Annotated in this window: 6 protein-coding genes; 3 read left to right on the top strand and 3 right to left on the bottom strand. The window is 66.1% G+C overall.

Annotated features, from left to right (window positions below; all coding sequences use genetic code 11):
• Positions 1 to 3: 3 nt before the first annotated feature.
• On the bottom strand, positions 4 to 1476 hold the full coding sequence (locus ACFW0B_RS04100) for a DUF3300 domain-containing protein (protein ID WP_449146678.1): 1473 nt from the start codon (positions 1474 to 1476) through the stop codon (positions 4 to 6).
• Between the two features lie 217 nt (positions 1477 to 1693).
• Between ACFW0B_RS04100 and ACFW0B_RS04095 the strand changes: the two genes are divergently transcribed.
• From ACFW0B_RS04095 to ACFW0B_RS04085, 3 genes are read left to right on the top strand one after another with little or no spacing between them, the layout of a single operon-like run.
• Positions 1694 to 3493, top strand: coding sequence for a copper resistance system multicopper oxidase (locus ACFW0B_RS04095; protein ID WP_449146677.1), 1800 nt, complete (start codon positions 1694 to 1696; stop codon positions 3491 to 3493).
• An 11-nt stretch (positions 3494 to 3504) separates the two neighbouring features.
• Positions 3505 to 3795 (top strand): hypothetical protein, encoded by a 291-nt coding sequence (locus ACFW0B_RS04090; protein ID WP_449146676.1) that lies wholly within the window; start codon positions 3505 to 3507, stop codon positions 3793 to 3795.
• On the top strand, positions 3785 to 4678 hold the full coding sequence (locus tag ACFW0B_RS04085) for a copper resistance protein B (protein ID WP_449146675.1): 894 nt from the start codon (positions 3785 to 3787) through the stop codon (positions 4676 to 4678). The genes ACFW0B_RS04090 and ACFW0B_RS04085 overlap by 11 nt, the downstream gene beginning before the upstream one ends.
• A gap of 265 nt (positions 4679 to 4943) precedes the next feature.
• Here the strand turns inward: ACFW0B_RS04085 and ACFW0B_RS04080 are convergent, their stop codons facing one another.
• Together ACFW0B_RS04080 and ACFW0B_RS04075 are read right to left on the bottom strand one after the other, a co-directional pair.
• Complete coding sequence (locus ACFW0B_RS04080; protein WP_449146674.1) at positions 4944 to 6437, bottom strand: TolC family protein; 1494 nt, start codon at positions 6435 to 6437, stop codon at positions 4944 to 4946.
• 52 nt (positions 6438 to 6489) lie between these two features.
• Entirely contained in the window at positions 6490 to 17469 is a 10980-nt protein-coding gene (locus ACFW0B_RS04075) for an Ig-like domain-containing protein (RefSeq protein ID WP_449146673.1), read from the bottom strand.
• Between the last annotated feature and the right edge of the window lie 90 nt (positions 17470 to 17559).

Below are 17559 nucleotides of genomic sequence, written 5' to 3'. Positions count from 1 at the left end.
CTTTCAGCGCCGACGGCCACCACCGCCACGAGACGGTGCTTTGGCTGGACGTTGTACCTGGCGGCCGGCGGCCGACTGGTGCGGACGCGAAGCGGAAGCCCGGCTGACCTGTCCCCGGTTTGCCGCTGCACGCGTCTGCGACGGCTGTCGCGCTCCTGCAAAAGCGTTATTGCGCGGTCCTTGCCGGGCTGAGGCACTTTGCTGCCGTGCCTGCTGCCGCACCTGCTGGTTGTTCTGCGCGCGCGGGCGCTGCTGGCGGTTGGCGTCGCTGCGCTGGCGTTGCTGCAGGGTGCCTTCGGCTCGCTGGCGCGCCTGCGAGTCATTACGCAGCTCACGGCTGGCGGTCTGGGCGCGTTCACGGGCTTGCTGATTGGTCCGGGCAGGCGCCTCGATGCCGCGCTGCTCCAGGCTCTGGCGGGCCTGCTGGCGCTGGGCGGTGCGCTGGGCGTCATAGCCCCGCAGGGACTCGCGCTTCTCAGCACCGGACAGGCGCAGGCCATTCTGCTGGCGGTTGATGTTGTCGCGGTAAGGCACGCCCTGGCGATTGATGGGGTTGTGGACGAACTTGTTCTGGTTACGGTTGATCTGTCGGTTGCGGTTGATGTTGTTGTACTTGTTGACGTCGATGTCGACATCGCCACCGCCCCAGTCGCAGTCGCCCCAGAGTGAATTGACGATGCCCACGCCCACGCCGAAGGCCAGGCCAGCCCCCAGGGCGGTGGCAATGGGATAGCCATAACTGGGCGGCGGCGGATAGTAGGGGGGCGGGTAGGACGGGTAGGACCAGGTGCCGTAGACCACGGTCGGGTTGTAGCTCGGTACGTAGACCACCTGCGGGTTGGTGGGCTCGATGACGATGGTCTGGCTGCTCGCGGCCGGCTGCACCACGGTGGTGGAGCTGGTTGGCGGAGCCGCCTGCACGGTGACCGTCTGCTGTTCGTTGGACTCCAGGTTGCCGGCGGCCTGGGCCTGGCGGCGCAGGCGCTGGACCGAATCCATCACGTCATTGGGCTGGGCGAGGAAGGCATCCCCCACGCGCTGCACCCAGGCCGGGTCCTGGCCAAGGGTGGCGAGCACCTGCGGAAAGGCCACCAGGGACTGCACGCTGGGGTCCCAGGGCTGCTCGGCCACCTGCTTCACGGCGTCATCGCCCTTGGCATCCGGGTGGGTCTTGGACCAGGCGACTGCGTCAGCCACGTTGCCCGGGTAAGTCGCGGCCATCAGCACCTGGGCCAGCAGGGAATCGGGGTAGAGGGCGATGGGTGCCATCATCTGGTCGAGTTCTTCGACACTGAAAACCGCCTGGGTGGCGGCCGGCTGGGGAGCCGGTGCGGGGGCCTCTCCCGGAACAGCGGAAACACCGGCAGCGGGCGCGTCGTCTGCGGCCGCCGAGATGCCAGCATCCGTGGCGGCAAGAAGCGGACTACTGGCCAGCAGGGCAAGCATGACAACACTGAATCGGTTGCGGATCGGCATGATGCAACTCCCGCCGTTGGGCTGGTTGTCGTGAAACCGGGCAAGGGCCTGCGCGCTACCACTGCCGTTGGAAAACAATAGCCCAGCGGCCGCCACTGGGCCGGCCAAACTGACAGAAATGTAATCACCTGCCGATTACCGATGTGGCAGCTTTGCACTGGAACCGTGCAGCGACCGATTGCGCGGTGCCTCTTTCGACTGACTGGATTGAAACGGCATGCAGTGCAAAACCTCGCGGCGGACCTTCGTCAAGGGCCTGGCCGCCAGCGGCATACTCGGTGGCCTCGGGCTGTGGAAAACGCCCGTCTGGGCGGTGACCAGCCCCGGCCAGCCCGCGGTACTCAGCGGCACCGAGTTCGACCTGTTCATCGGCGAGACGCCGGTGAACTTCACCGGCAAGGCGCGAATCGCCAAGACCATCAACGGCACCCTCCCCGGCCCGCTGCTGCGCTGGCGCGAAGGCGACACCGTGACCCTGCGGGTGCGCAACCGCCTGGACGAAGACACCTCCATCCACTGGCACGGCATGATCCTGCCGGCCAACATGGACGGCGTGCCGGGCTTCAGCTTCGCCGGCATCGCCCCGGACGGCATGTACGAGTACCGCTTCCAGGTGAAGCAGCACGGCACCTACTGGTACCACAGCCATTCCGGCCTGCAGGAACAGGTGGGCGTGTACGGCCCCATCGTGATCGACCCGAAGGAGCCGGAGCCCTACCAGTACCAGCGCGACTACGTGGTGATGCTGAGTGACTGGACCGACGAGAACCCGGCCCGGGTGATCGCCAAGCTGAAGAAGCAGTCGGACTACTACAACCGGCACAAGCGCACCGTCGCCGACTTCATCGATGACGTCAGCAAGGACGGCTGGGCCGCTACCGTGGCCGACCGCAAGATGTGGGCGGAAATGAAGATGAGCCCCACCGACCTTGCGGACGTGAGCGGCGCCACCTACACCTACCTGCTCAATGGCCAGGCGCCGGACGGCAACTGGACCGGGTTGTTCCAGCCGGGCGAGAAGATCCGCCTGCGCTTCATCAACGGCTCGGCCATGACCTACTTCGACGTGCGCATCCCCGGCCTGAAGATGACGGTGATCGCCGCCGACGGCCAGCCAGTGGAGCCGGTGAGCGTCGATGAGTTCCGCATTGCCGTGGCCGAAACCTACGACGTGCTGGTGGAGCCCGCCGGCGACGAGGCCTACACCCTCTTCGCCCAGTCCATGGACCGCTCCGGCTACGCCTGCGGCACCCTGGCCGTGCGCGAGGGACTGAGCGCCCCGGTACCGCAGCCGGACCCGCGCCCGCTGATCAGCATGGCCGACATGGGCATGGATCACGGCAGCATGGGACATGGCGACATGGCGGGAATGGATCACTCCCAAATGGCCGGGATGGACCATTCCAGCATGGCGGGCATGGTCCATTCCCAAATGGCCGGGATGGATCATTCCAGCATGGCGGGCATGGATCACTCCCAGACAGGCGGCCAGATGCAGACCCATCCCGCATCGGAAGCCAACAACCCGCTGGTGGACATGCAGACCATGACGCCCACGCCGAGGCTGGCCGACCCCGGCATCGGCCTGCGCGAGAACGGCCGCCGCGTGCTGACCTACGCCGACCTGCGCAGCACGTTCCCCGACCCGGACGGCCGCGAACCGGCCCGCACCATCGAACTGCACCTGACCGGGCACATGGAGCGCTTCTCCTGGTCGTTCAACGGCATCCCCTTCGCCGATGCCGAACCGCTGCTGCTCAAGTATGGCGAGCGCCTGCGCATCACCCTGGTCAACGACACCATGATGACCCACCCCATCCACCTCCACGGCATGTGGAGCGACCTGGAGGACGAGGCAGGCAACTTCCTGGTGCGCAAGCACACCATCGACATGCCACCCGGCACCCGCCGCAGCTACCGGATCACGGCCGACGCCCTCGGGCGCTGGGCCTACCACTGCCACCTGCTGTTCCACATGGACATGGGCATGTTCCGTGAAGTCCGTGTGGTCGAATGAAGGAGATCCCCATGAACGAATCGATGAAGTCCCTCAGCGCCGCCACACTGGCCTTCACCCTGCTGGCGCCCGCCGCCTGGGCCGGGCAGGACGCGCCTGCAGCCCAGCAGAACGCCCCGGCGAGCGAAGCGGGAAAGATGGGCCATGGCCAGATGAACCACGAGCAGATGGATCACAGCCAGATGCCAAAAATGGACCACGACAAGATGCCGCACATGGGCAACGGTCAGATGCAGGACATGGATCACGGCGCCATGCACAAGGACGCCAAGCCCAAGGCGGAAAGCAACGATGATCGATAGTCCCAGGCACCCTGCCCTGCTCGCCCTGGTCGCGGCCCTTGCATTGGCGGGTGGCGTGCAGGCCGCCGAAAGCATGGATCACGACGCCATGGGGCATGGGCAGATGGACCCCGGCACTCTGGATCACAGCCAGATGAACCACAGCCAGAAGGCGCAGACCAGCGACTATGGCAGCCGCACGCCCATTCCCGTGCCCACCGATGCCGACCGCGCCGCCGCCTTCCCGGCGCTGCCGCCCCATTCGATGCACGCCGGTAGCATCAACAGCTTCTTCCTGCTGGATAAGCTGGAGTATCAGGACGCCGACGATGCCAGCGTGCTGAGCTGGGACGCATCCGGCTGGGTCGGCAGCGACATCAACCGCTTCTGGTTCCGTTCCGAGGGCGAACGTGCCAACGGCAAGACCGAGGAAGCGGAGGTCCAGGCGCTCTACGGTCGCGCCATCAGCCCCTGGTGGGACCTGGTGGCCGGCGTGCGCCAGGACTTCAAGCCGGGCTCGCCGCAAACCTGGGCCGCCTTCGGCGTGCAGGGCATGGCACTGTACGGCTTCGAGGCACAAGCCACGGCATTCCTCGGCGAAAACGGCCAGAGCGCCCTGCGCCTGGAAGGCGACTACGACATCCTGCTGACCAACAGGCTGATCCTGCAGCCCACGGCTGAAGTGAACGTCCATGGCCGTAACGACCACGAACGCAGCGCCGGCTCGGGCCTTTCCAACACTGAAGTGGGACTGCGCCTGCGCTACGAAATCGTCCGCGAGTTCGCGCCCTATATCGGCGTGACCTGGAACCGCAACTACGGCAACACCGCCGACTTCGCGCGCGAAGAAGGGGAAGACAACAACGAGGCACGCCTCGTCGCCGGCATCCGCATCTGGTTCTGAGCCAAAGGCATGCCCCGCACCGGACAAACCACAGGATGGATTGAACCTGCGATACCCAGCCTACGAAGCTGTGGGAGCGAATTCATTCGCGAATGAATTCGCTTGTATGACCATGGGCGCGCCAGATTCGTAGATACCGTCTTGCCCGCTAGCGGGCAAGACGGTATCTACGCACTCGCTCTGCCTGCAACAGCCTTGTAGGAGCCAGCTTGCTGGCGAACAGGGGCCATTCGCTGGCAAGCCAGCTCCTACGGGCCATCCAGTTCTACTTCGCGCCGATATCCCCACTCGCCCAGCGTGACTCGTTGCTCTGCAGCGCGCTGGCGATGGTGGCCAGCTTGTCGTCCGGCAGGGATTCGGGCAGCGGATCGACGCCGGCGCTGACGAACAGCTGGGCATAGGCATTGCGCAGTTCGGCATAGGCCAGGTCGCGCTTGAGCTGCGCCTGCAGGGTATTCAACTCGCCCTGGATCAAGTCCAGTTCGCCGATGCTCTGGGTCTTGTAGCGGTTGCGCAGCTGCTCGGCGATCTGCCCGTCCAGCTCGGCCAGTTGCTGGCTGGTCTGGAACTGGCGCTGGGCCTCGTGGTAGTTGGCGTTGGCCACGTAGAGCTGCGCCAGCACGGCCATCGACATGGCCTGGCGGCGCGCCGCGGCAACCGACTCGCCGGCCTTGGCGACCTTGATGGCGGTCGGCGCGGAGATCGCATTGAACAGGTTCCAGGTGACCTTCACGCCATAGTCGGCCCAGCTCTGGTTCACCAGGAAGGAGTTGCTGTCGTAATGGCCGCCGGCGGAGAACTCCAGGCCCGGCAGCAGGCGCAGCATGGCCTTGCGTGTTTCGGCGGCGCTGATGCGTGCCTGGTAATCCTGCTCGCGCAGCTCCGGGCGGCTGGCCAGGGCTTCTTCTTCCAGGCGGGTGAGGTCCACCTTGAGCTCGGGCACCTGGTAGCTGTCATCCGCTGCCAGGGTGATATCGGTGTTCAGCGGCAGGTTGATCAGCGCGGCCAGCTCGGTCTTGGCCAGCGACAACGCGCGGCGCTGTTCTTCCAGCTGGCGGGTGGCTTCGATCAGGGCCCGCTGGTAGCTCAGCGACTGCACCGGGTCGCCGATGCGCTCGCTGCTCATGCGCTGGCTGCTGGTGCGCGCGTCGTCGACGCGGGCCATCAGGCTGTCGATCTGTTTCAGCAGGCGCTCGGCGGCCACGGCACGCCAGTAGGCCGAACGCACGTCCTGGATGATGGTGTGGACCACCTTGCGGCGACGCTCCTGCACGATCAGGCGCTGATCGGCCTGCTGCTTGGCGCTGACGTAGCTGACGCCGAAGTCCAGCACGTTCCACACCATGGTCAGGTCCGCCACGCCACGGTCGCGGTCCTGGGAGGTGGACGGTTCCAGGGACTGGGTGTTGGTCAGCACGCTCTGGCTGCTGGAAGCACTGACATTGCTGCGCCCGGCGTAGCCCGCTTCCATGGCCATGCGCGGCAGCATGTCGAAGCTGGCCAGATCTACCTGGCGCTTGGCCAGGGCTTCCTCCATCACCTTGAGGCGCGCCTCGAGGTTGTACTTCACGGCGCGGGCCATGGCCTCGTGCAGGGTCAGGGGTCCGTTGAGGGGTTCCTGGTCCTTGAACATGCTCGCCATGTCCTGGCGGGCACGCTGCTCGCTGACGCTGCGGTCGATGGGCTGGCTGGTCACCGCGCATCCGGTGACTGCCAGTGCCAGCACGCTGACGGTGAATAGCTTCGCTGCTTTGCTCATCCTTGGGCCGCCCCCTAGACACGGCACTTACAGTTCTCTGATTCGTTGTTGTTCAAGCCTGCAGGCGATCCGCCTGGATCTGTCCCAGTGCCGTGGCCAGGTCCCGCAGCTGACGCAGCTCCTGTTCCTGCATGTCGTGCAATTGCTGCGTCAGCGTCGGCGCGCCGAAGCCGCCACCGATCCCCTGGCCGCCCTCCCCGGCGCCACGCCATTGCTTGCCATCGAACAGCTTCATCTCCTCACCGTCCTGCGGCATCGCCCTGTTGAAGAAGCCGGACAGGCTACTGCTGCCGAACACATTGGCATCGCCGCCACCGAAGCCGAGGAAGCCCCGGCCCGAACCGTCGCCGAAACTGCTGCTGCCGGCGAATACCTGGGCGATGACACTGGGTACCGGGGTCTCCCGATTACCGAAGATATGGCTCAGCGTCGGAATGTCGCTGCCCAGGGTCGGCTGCTCGAACAGTGGCTGCGGAACGAGCGGCGAATCGAAGAGTGACGGCGGCACGCTCGGTGGCACCGGTTTGACAAGAGGCATGGGCTCCGGCCGTGACTTGAGCGGCTCATAGGCGCGGAACTCCGGATCGCCATCATTCTGCGACGGGATGTAGGTCTGCGCGGCAAGCCCGCTGACTATGGCGTTGCCGGCGTTATCGGTGATCAGGGTGCCGGTGGCGTTCAGCGCCAGGCTGAGGGTACCGGCGCCGGCGACGTTGCTGACCGTGACCAGGAAGGTCCGGCTGTCCACTTGCACCAGCGATTGCAGGGTGCCGGTGACGTTGCCGGTGGTCACCAGGTTGAAGTCTCCCAAGTCCACGCCGCTGACATTCTCGTCGAAGGTCACGGTGTACTGCACGCTGCCCGGCGTGGCGAGTCGCGTGACGGTCGCGCTGGCGTTGGGCGCCGTGGTATCGACGAGCACGCCGCTGGTGTCGCCGACGCCGTCCAGTGTGAGGTCCATGGCATTGCCGGTGGCGTCCCGCAGGGTCGCGCCGTTGGCCACCAGGCCAGTGATGGCGATGCCGTTGGCATCGTTGTCGCCCGCCTGGACGCTGTACTGGAACACCAGGGTCGAGGTTCCGGAACCCGCCACGTAATCGGCGAACACCGTGGTGCCCCCCATATCGATAGCCAGGCGCGGGGTGCCGTTGACGATCACCGCTTCGCTGGCATTGACCACGAAGGTCAGGGTATCGCCGGCGTTGTAATGCACGCCGGCCGGTACGCTGACGCTGGCCACGGTCGGGTGCTGGGTATCGATGGCGTAGTTGTTGGAGGTGGTGTTCGCCCCGGTGTTGCCCGCTGCGTCGGTGTAGCCGTTGCCACTCAGAGTGATCAGGTTGGCGGTGGAGGTCACGCCTGCGGTCGGCGTCAGCACTGCGGTCCAGGTGATACCGCCGTCGCTGGAGCTGAGATTGCTCAGCACGCCATTGGCCACGGTGAAGTCGGCTGTGGTCAGGCCCGTGACTGCCTCGCTGAAGGTGATGGTGACGGTGCTGGTCTCGCCCGCCGCCAAGGCAGTGTCCGCGACCGTGATGGTGGCGGTTGGGCGGGCGGTATCGATGGCGTAGGCGTTGGAGGCGGTAGTGCTCAGCCCGGTGTTGCCCGCCGCGTCCTGCACACCGGTGTTGTCCAGCGTGATCAGGTTGCCGGTACTGGTCGTACCCGATGTCGGCGTCAGGGTGGCGGTCCAGGTGATACCGCCATCGCGGGTGCTGAGGTTGCTCAGCACGCCATTGGCCACGGTGAAATCGGCGATATCCAGGCCGCTCACTGCCTCGCTGAAGGTGATGGTGACCGTGCTGGTCTCACCCGCCGCCAGCGCGCTGTCCGCGACCGTGATGGTGGCGGTCGGGCGTTGGGTGTCGATGGCGTAGGTGTTGGAGACGGTGGTGTTCGCCCCGGTGTTGCCCGCTGCGTCCTGCACACCGGTGTTGTCCAGCGTGATCAGGTTGCCGGTACTGGTCGTACCCGATGTCGGCGTCAGGGTGGCAGTCCAGGTAATGCCGCCGTCGCGGGTGCTGAGGTTGCTCAGCACGCCATTGGCCACGGTGAAATCGGCGATATCCAGGCCGCTCACTGCCTCGCTGAAGGTGATGGTGACCGTGCTGGTCTCACCCGCCGCCAGCGCGCTGTCCGCGACCGTGATGGTGGCGGTTGGGCGGGCGGTATCGATGGCGTAGGCATTGGATGTGGCGGTGCTAGCCCCGGTGTTGCCCGACGCGTCGGTGTAGCCGGTGGCGTCCAGGGTGATCAGGTTGCCCGCACTCTCGCTGTTGGCCGTTGGGGTCAGGGTCGCGGTCCAGGTGATACCGCCGTCGCTGGTGCTGAGGTTGCTCAGCACGCCATTGGCCACGGTGAAATCGGCGATATCCAGGCCGCTCACTGCCTCGCTGAAGGTGATGGTGACCGTGCTGGTCTCACCCGCCGCCAGCGCGCTGTCCGCAACCGTGATGGTGGCGGTCGGGCGTTGGGTGTCGATGGCGTAGGCGTTGGAAACGGTGGTGTTCGCCCCGGTGTTGCCCGCCGCGTCCTGCACACCGGTGTTGTCCAGGGTGATCAGGTTGCCGGTACTGGTCGTACCCGATGTCGGCGTCAGGGTGGCGGTCCAGGTGATGCCGCCGTCGCTGGAGCTGAGATTGCTCAGCACGCCATTGGCCACGGTGAAGTCGGCTGTGGTCAGGCCCGTGACTGCCTCGCTGAAGGTGATGGTGACCGTGCTGGTCTCGCCCGCCGCCAAGGCAGTGTCCGCGACCGTGATGGTGGCGGTTGGGCGGGCGGTATCGATGGCGTAGGCATTGGATGTGGCGGTGCTAGCCCCGGTGTTGCCCGACGCGTCGGTGTAGCCGGTGGCGTCCAGGGTGATCAGGTTGCCCGCACTCTCGCTGTTGGCCGTTGGGGTCAGGGTCGCGGTCCAGGTGATACCGCCGTCGCTGGTGCTGAGATTGCTCAGCACGCCATTGGCCACGGTGAAATCGGCGATATCCAGGCCGCTCACTGCCTCGCTGAAGGTGATGGTGACCGTGCTGGTCTCACCCGCCGCCAGCGCGCTGTCCGCAACCGTGATGGTGGCGGTCGGGCGTTGGGTGTCGATGGCGTAGGCGTTGGAAACGGTGGTGTTCGCCCCGGTGTTGCCCGCTGCGTCCTGCACACCGGTGTTGTCCAGGGTGATCAGGTTGCCGGTACTGGTCGTACCCGATGTCGGCGTCAGGGTGGCGGTCCAGGTGATGCCGCCGTCGCTGGAGCTAAGGCCGCTCAAGACAGCATTGGCCACGGTGAAGTCGGCTGTGGTCAGGCCCGTGACTGCCTCGCTGAAGGTGATGGTGACGGTGCTGGTCTCGCCCGCCGCCAAGGCAGTGTCCGCGACCGTGATGGTGGCGGTTGGGCGGGCGGTATCGATGGCGTAGGCATTGGATGTGGCGGTGCTAGCCCCGGTGTTGCCCGACGCGTCGGTGTAGCCGGTGGCGTCCAGGGTGATCAGGTTGCCCGCACTCTCGCTGTTGGCCGTTGGGGTCAGGGTCGCGGTCCAGGTGATACCGCCATCGCTGGTGCTGAGATTGCTCAGGCTGCCATTGGCCACGGTGAAGTCGGCGATATCCAGGCCGCTTACCGCCTCGTCGAAGGTGATGGTCACCGTCGCTGTCTCGCCCACCTTCAGGTTGCTGTCGCTGAGCGAGATGCTGGCGGACGGCCGTACGCCGTCGACCACCAGGGCCTTGTTGGCCCCCAGAGAACCCGCGGCGCCGGGGGCAGCCAGGGTGAGGATAGCGTCCTGGCCGGCAGCGCCCTTGATAGTGCCGCCGTTGAGGGTAAGCGCTGTAGTGGCGGCATAGTCGAGATCGGCCGAAACGTCACCCGCCTGCACCGTGTAGCTGAAGGTCAGGGTATTGCTGCCCGAACCAGAAACGTAGTTGAGGGTCCGGTCGGTGACACCGGTCTCCAACAGCAGCTGGGGGGTGCCGGTCACGTTGACATTGGTGTCGAAGGACACCGTGATGGTGATGACATCGCCGATGCCGTACTGGCCATTGCCGTTGCTGGACGTCACGCCCGTCACCCTCGGGAAGCTGGGTGCAGTCAGAGTGACGTCATTGCCGGTGCCGCCGATGTAGCTGGCGCTCAGCACGGTGCCGTTGCCAGCGGAGGCCTGGATGCCGCCTTCGGGGAGACCACTGAAGTTGCCGGTCATGCCATCGGCGAGATCATTGTCGATGATGGTGTAGGCATCGCCCTCCCCCGCCGCGTAGCCGTGGGTGACGGCCAGGGTGGCGCCGCTCACGTCCACGGCTCCGTTCACCACGATCTGGTCATGGCCGGAGCCCGCGGTCGTGCCGTTGATCTGCAGCGCCAGGGTGCTGCCGGCAGCCATGCTGAGCGGGCCATTGATGGTGAGGATGCCCGTCGCGTTACCTCCCGGGGCCAACGTACCGCCGCTCTGCACCGTCACCGCACCGCCCAGCGTGCCGATACCGGCCAGGGTGGCACCGCTGCCCACGGTGGTAGCGCCGGCCGTGCTGCCGTTGACCACCAGGGTACCGGCGGAAACATGGGTGGTGCCGCTGTGGGTCTCGGTGCCGGTCAGCGTCAGGGTCTCGCTGCCGCGCTTGGTCAGCGTGGCGCCGCCGGAAATCACGCCGGACAGCGTGGTCGCCGCATCGGTCTGGATGGTCGCCCCGCCCAACACGTTCACGTTGTTGTCGATGGTGGTAGCGCCGCCGATGGTCAGCGTTCCGCCGGCAAGCACCAGGTCGCCGCCGCCAAGGTTGGCGTCGGACGCCACCTTCAGGGTGCCGCCGAGCAGCGTGGTCGTGCCGGTGTAGGTGTTGTTGCCGGACAGGACCACGTCGGTGTGGTTGCCGGCGACCGAGTAGCCGTTCACGGTCAGGTTGCGCGCGCCGCCGCTTTCGCTGATGACGCCGCTGAAGGTGATGTTGTCGGCGCCCGTGGCCGGGGAGCCGGTGCGCAGCGTGGCATCACCGAGCAGCACGATGTCGTTGCTGAAGGTGCGGCTGCTGCCGGCCACGCCGAGCGTGGAGCCTGCGGTCAGGTTGATCGTGCCACTGCCCAGGGTGCCGGAGCCGATTGCGGCCACCAGGCCGGCGCCGCCGCTCGAGGACAGGGTGAGATTGCCAGTCAGGTTGCTGGCGTTGCTCAGGTAGATCTGGCTGTCGCCGGCATTGAGGCTGAACGCGCCACTCCCGGTCATCGGGCCGCCGAGGCTGATCACCACGCCGGTGCCGCTGCCGGTGGCGTCGATGGCGACCGTGTCGATCACCTGGGTCGTGCGGTCGAGGGTGAAGCTGCCGTTGGTGTTGATAGCCAGGGTGCCGCCGGCGAGCTTGAGGATGCCACCACCGATCTGGTTGGCCGAGGTGACCACCGTCTTGCCGTTGACCTGGCCGAAGGTCCAACCGCTGGCGCTGTTGCCAGTGTTGGTCAGGTTGAGCGTGCCGCTGCCGCTCTTGAAGAAGTCGCCGCTGCCGGTGATCAGGCCCGACAGCGTGGCCTCGATGCCGAAGCCCAGTTCGATGGCGCCGGAGCGGCTGGTGATGTCGAACGCGTTGTCGATGGTCTGACCATTGGTGGTGACCGAGAAGGTGCCGCCATAGACGCTCACCAGGCCGCTGCCGAGGTTGCTGTCGCTGCCGACCGCCAGGATGCCCTCGCCCAGCGTGGTGGTGCCGGTGTGCGCGCTGGTGCCGCTCAGTGTCAGGGTGCCGAAGATGCCGGTCTTGCTCAGTGTGCCGCTACCGGAGAACACACCCGAGGCGGTCCAGTCGACGTTGGCATTGAGCGTGCCGCCGCCGCTGCCGAAGGCCATGGCGTTGTCGACGGTTACGCCGCCGCTGGTAACGTCCAGCGTGCCGCCGTCGAACTGCAGCGCACCGCTGCCGAGGGCGTCGTCGTTGCCGATCGCCAGGGTGCCGCCGTTGAGTGCGATGACGCCCGAGTAGCCGGCCTCGTTACCGGTGCTGGTCAGGGTCAGCGTGCCGGCGCCGGTCTTGGTCAGCGTGCCGCTGCCGGCCAGCGTGCTGGCGATGGTGGCCGTGTCGGCCTGGCCGTTGTTAAGGGTGAAGGCGCCGCCCAGGGTGATGGTGCTGCCGGTGATGACGAGGCCGTTGGCGCCGTCGAGGTCGAGGGTATCGCCCGCGCCGCCGGTGACGCCACTGCCCAGGGTGATGGTGCTGTTATCGGCCAGTACCACGCGAATAGTGTCGGCGCCGCCCTGGGCCGCACCGCGCGCCAGCGCTTCGCGCAGGCTGAAGCCGTCCGCCGCGTCGCCGCCGGCGTCATCGTTGCTCTGGTCGACGTAGATGGTGTTGCAAGTGAGCGTGACGTCGCTGTTGACTGTGCCGCCCAGGCTGTCGGTGAGCGCGAAACGGATGTTCGCGTCGCCGTAGGGCGTGGCGTTGCTGTAGCTGATGTGGCGGACCACGTCCTGCACCAGCGCGGTGGACGCCGGAACGCCGCTGCCGGTGAAGCTGATGGTGAGCACGCCGCCGGCGTAGTTGTAGGTCGCGAAGGTGAGACCGGAGAACTGCAGATTGCCGCTGAAGGCGTTGCCACTGACGCTGAAGTTGGCGTTGCCGAGGTCGAAACCGAACAGGTCGTTGGCGCTCGGGTCGGCGCTACCGCCGGTATAACGCTGCACCACCAGGCTGCCGCCGTTCCAGTTCGCCAGGTCGTCTTCGGCATCGCTGACCACAGCGTCGCCGCCGGCGTCGAGCACCACCGTGGTGCCGGGGGTATAGGGCGTGCTATCGCCGTCGAGGCCCGTCACTACCGGCGTGCTGTTGGTGGGTGCCGTCAGGGTGAAGTCGTTGCCGGTGCCGCCGGCGTAGCTGGCAGTCAGCACGGTACCGTTGCCGCCGGCGGTCAGGGTGCCGCCTTCGATGAGGCCACTGAAGTTGCCGGTGACGCTGTCGCTGAGATTGTTGTCGATCAGGGTATAGACGTCGCCGAAGCCGGGCGCGTAGCCATGGGTGACGGCGAGGGTGGCGCCGGAAACGTCCACCGTGCCGTTGACCACCACCTGGTCGTACTGGGTGCCCGCCGTGGTGCCGTTGATCTCGACCGCCAGGGTACTGCCCGCGCCCATCACCAGGTTACCGTTCACCGTCAGGGTGCCGGCGCTATTGCCCGGCGACAGGGTGCCGCCGCTCTGGACAGTCACATTGCCGCCCAGGGTGCCACTACCGGCCAGGGTGGCCCCATTGCCCACAGTGGTCGCACTGGTGGTGGTGCCGTTCACCGACAAGGTACCGGCGGAAACGGTGGTGGTACCCGAGTAGTTGTTGCCTCCCGACAGGGTCAGCGTGCCGCTGCCGGTCTTGGTCAGGGCGCCGCCACCGCTGATCGCACCGCTCAGGCTGACAGCCAGACCGGAACCTACCGAGATACTGCCGGCGCTCGCCCCCAGCGTGATCGCATTGTCGACGGTCCCGGTGCTGGTGACCGACAGCGTGCCGTCGTTCAGTTGCACAGTCCCGCTGCCCAGATTGGCGTCGCCGGCGATCGAAACCGTGCCGCCGCTCAACACCTGCATTCCCCAGGCCTGTCCACTGTTGGTGCCAGACAGCGTGAAGGTGCCGCCGCCATCCAGCGTCAGGGTGCCGGAACCGGTGATGGCGCCGGAGAAGGTGCTGCTGGTGCCGTTGATGCCGATCGTCAGCGCGGAAGTGCCAAGGGCCACGGTGCCGGCGCCGGACAAGGCGTCGATGGTTTCGCTGGCAGCGACCGTCAGGGTCGCGCCGGACGCCACCGTCACCGACGTGTTGTCGTTCAGCGCGCCGCCGACGCGGTTGAGCGTCAGCCCGCCCGCCGACACGTTGGTGGCGCCGGTGTAGCTGTTGTTGCCGGTCAGCGTCAGCGTGCCGCTGCCCAGCTTGGTGATACCGAACCCCGAGCCCGAGATCACACCGGCATAGCTGGTGCTGGTGTTGTCGCCGCCAGTGGTCAGCGCGGCGTTGAGTACCACGCTGCCGGTACCTGCGAGGGAGCCGATAGTCTCGGCGGTAGAGACGGTCAGCGTGGTGCCGGCCGACTGCGTCACCGCACTGCTGTTGCCGAGCGCCGAGCCGCCGCTCAGGGTCAGCCCGCCGGCTGTGAGGTTGACGGAACCACTGTGGGTGTTGCTGCCGGAAAGGGTCAGCGTGCTGGCGCCGGACTTGGTCAAGGTGCCGCTGCCGCTGAGTGTGCCGCTGACGGTGGCATTGGCGCTGGTGGAAATGGCCGAAGCGGAGGCCAGCGCGATCGCATTATCGATCGTGGTGGCCCCGCTGATGCCCAAGGTGCCGCCGTTCAGCGTGATCGTGCCGGAACCCAAGTGGTCGTCGTTGGCGATCGACAGCGTACCGCCGGTGACGGTGGTGTCGCCGCTATGGCCCGCCTCGTTGCCGCTGTTGGACAGGACCAACGTGCCGGAGTCGGTCTTGTTCAGGCTGAACGCCCCATTCAGGGCGCCGTTGAGAGTCAGGGTGCTGCCGGAGGCCGCGCTGATGTCGGCAGCCCCCGTCAGCGTCACTGTGCCGCTTACGGTAGTGCTGCCGCTCGTCAGGTGTAGCGCGCCGTAGTTGACGGCAGACACCGTCTTGCCGGTGCCGGCGATACTGAAGGACTCGGCGACCGTGAGCGCTCCGGCAAGGCGCACGGTAGCGCCACCGCTCACCGTGGTAGCGCCAGCGGTGGTGCCAAGCGCGTTGGCGTGGCTCGCGATGACGGTGCCGGCAGTCACGTTGGTGGCGCCGGTGTAGGTGTTGTTGCCGCTCAGTTCCAGGATGGCCTGGCCATTCTTGGTCAGGCTACCGCTGCCCGAGATCGTGCCGGACAGCACGACCGTGGTGGCGTCACTGCCCCCACCGATATTGAAGGTACCGCCGGCCGCACCCAGCACGATGGCGTTGTCGATGGTCATCGCGGAGGTGTTGTTGGTCAGCGTGCCACCGTTGAGCGTCAGCGTGCCGGAGGACAGGTGATCGTCGCTCTGTACCTGCAAGGTGCCGCCGGTGACGGTAATGCCACCTGACATGTTCGCCTCGTTGCTGACGCTTGACAGTGCCAACGTGCCAGCGCCGGCCTTGCTCAACGCACCGCTGCCGCCGAGCGTGGCGGCGATGGTGACGGTGCCGGTGGAATTGGTGAAGCTCAGCGTGGTGCCGCCACCCAGGGTGATGGTGTTGCCGCCGTTGATGGTCAGGCCCGAGGCCGAATCGGCATTGAAGGTCAGGCTTTCGTTGATGGACAGGTTTCCGGCCAGCGAAACGGGGCCGCTGAAATTGCTGCCGAAAACCAGCGTCTGGCTGCCCGTGGCGTCTGCAGCGGCAATCGCCACCGCCTCGCTGATGCTCACGCCGTTAGACGCGTCGATCGTGGCGGTGTCGGTGGTGTTGGTGACGTAGATGGTGTCGCTGGTGACCGTGGTATCAGCCGTGGCGCTGGAGGCGCCATCGCTCAGGGTGAAACGCACCGTAGCATCGCCCGCCGGGGTGTCGTTGCGGTAGGTGATATGTCGCGCCACGTCGTTGACCAGGGCGGTGGTGGCTATTGCGCTGCTACTGGTGAAGGTGACGGTCAGTACACCGCCGGTATTGGTGAAGGTGGCGAAGGTGTTGTTATTGAACTGCAGGTTGTTGCCGCTGACGGTGAACAGCGCGTCCGCGGTATTGAAGCCGAAGATATCGCTGGCAACCGCGGTGCCGGGGCGCTTCAGGGTGAGGCTGGCGCCCGCCCAGTCACCGTTGCCACCGTTGAGGGCGTCGAACTCGGCATCCGCCAGTACGGCATTGGCACCGTCATCCAGCATCACGACATTGCCGACGCCCGCCCAGGCGACGCTGCCATCACTGACGTTGACGATGCTAGGCGCGGCATTGGCGGGCGAGGTGGTGAAGTTGAGGAAGTCCATGTTGGAGGGCTCGCCCTGAAGCGAGCCCGTGTCGACGAAACGTATGGTGAAGGACGTGATGTTCAGCAGATTTGTGCTGATGGCGATGGGCTGGTTGGGCTGGTTGCTGATCAGGTCGCTGGTGACCTTGGCCGCATAGTTGCCGGTGGGATAGATCTCGAACTGAAAGTCGTTGCTGTCGTTGAACGGGCGTACCGTAATGCTGTCGAGATTGAACGCAGTGCCGGAAACACTGGAGATGGTGAACTCGACGGGTGTCGGACCAAACGCACTGGTATTGACGTTCAGATAAATGCCATTACCCTCGCTCTGCAAGTCGCCGGCGGTCTGATTGTCCGAATAGCTCCAATCGTCGGCGTTATTGTCCAACCAGCCCTGGTTCAGCGTCACGGTGGCCAGCAGGCCGTCATAGCCGGGCGCCGCATCCTGCCAGAGCGAAGCGGTCTCCAGGCTTCCCACCTGCGCCTCAAGTGACCAGTCCCCACCCTTGGCAAGCCCCCCGGTGGCATCGCTGGAAGCCGCCACATCGGCTGCCGTGAGGCTGGCGATCTGCTGGATCAGGGTCTGCCCCGAACCCTTGGCCACGTCGCAGCCATAGATCAGGATGTCGCCATCGGCCTTCAGCGAATCGCCGATGGCGGCCAGGTCATCCGCACGCTGCTGGACGCTGCCCATATCCAGCACCGAAGTGCCGAGCAGCACCTGCCCTTCCGAGCCATGGCTGATGATATGGATGGCATCGATGCCACTGCGGCCGTCCAGGTAGTCGGCGATCTGCTGCAGACCATCCTTGCTGCCATCCAGCACTACCACCTCCGTGCCCGGCTTGATGGCCGCAACCAGTTGCTGGTAATCCTTGACGCCGTTGTCGACGAACACCACTTCCTGGCGCTGGTCGCTGGTGCCTCCAGTGGGGGCGGCGGCCAGACTGTCATGGGACGAGTTCCCGGCCGCAGCGGTGTCCTGCGCATCAGGGGTGTCGGTGGGCTGGCTCGCCGCGGTATCGGCGACAGTGGCAGCGACAGCGCCGTCGAACATCATGCGAGGTTCGAGGGGCAGAGCCAGGGGAGAACGGACGTCGGCCTGGGACGGGCGGCCGGATACTTTATTCTTGTTCGACCAGAACATGCTGTGCGCTCCCTGTCGGTGACTCTGCACTGCCTGAATAGTCCGACGATGTTATTTGCTTTTTCCTACTCTGAAAATGGCTTTCAGCCA

This window comes from Metapseudomonas phytobenefica (assembly GCF_043392685.1).
Classification (GTDB): domain Bacteria; phylum Pseudomonadota; class Gammaproteobacteria; order Pseudomonadales; family Pseudomonadaceae; genus Metapseudomonas.
The sequence above is the reverse complement of the archived record's forward strand: the minus strand, read 5'-3'. Positions and strand labels throughout refer to the sequence as shown.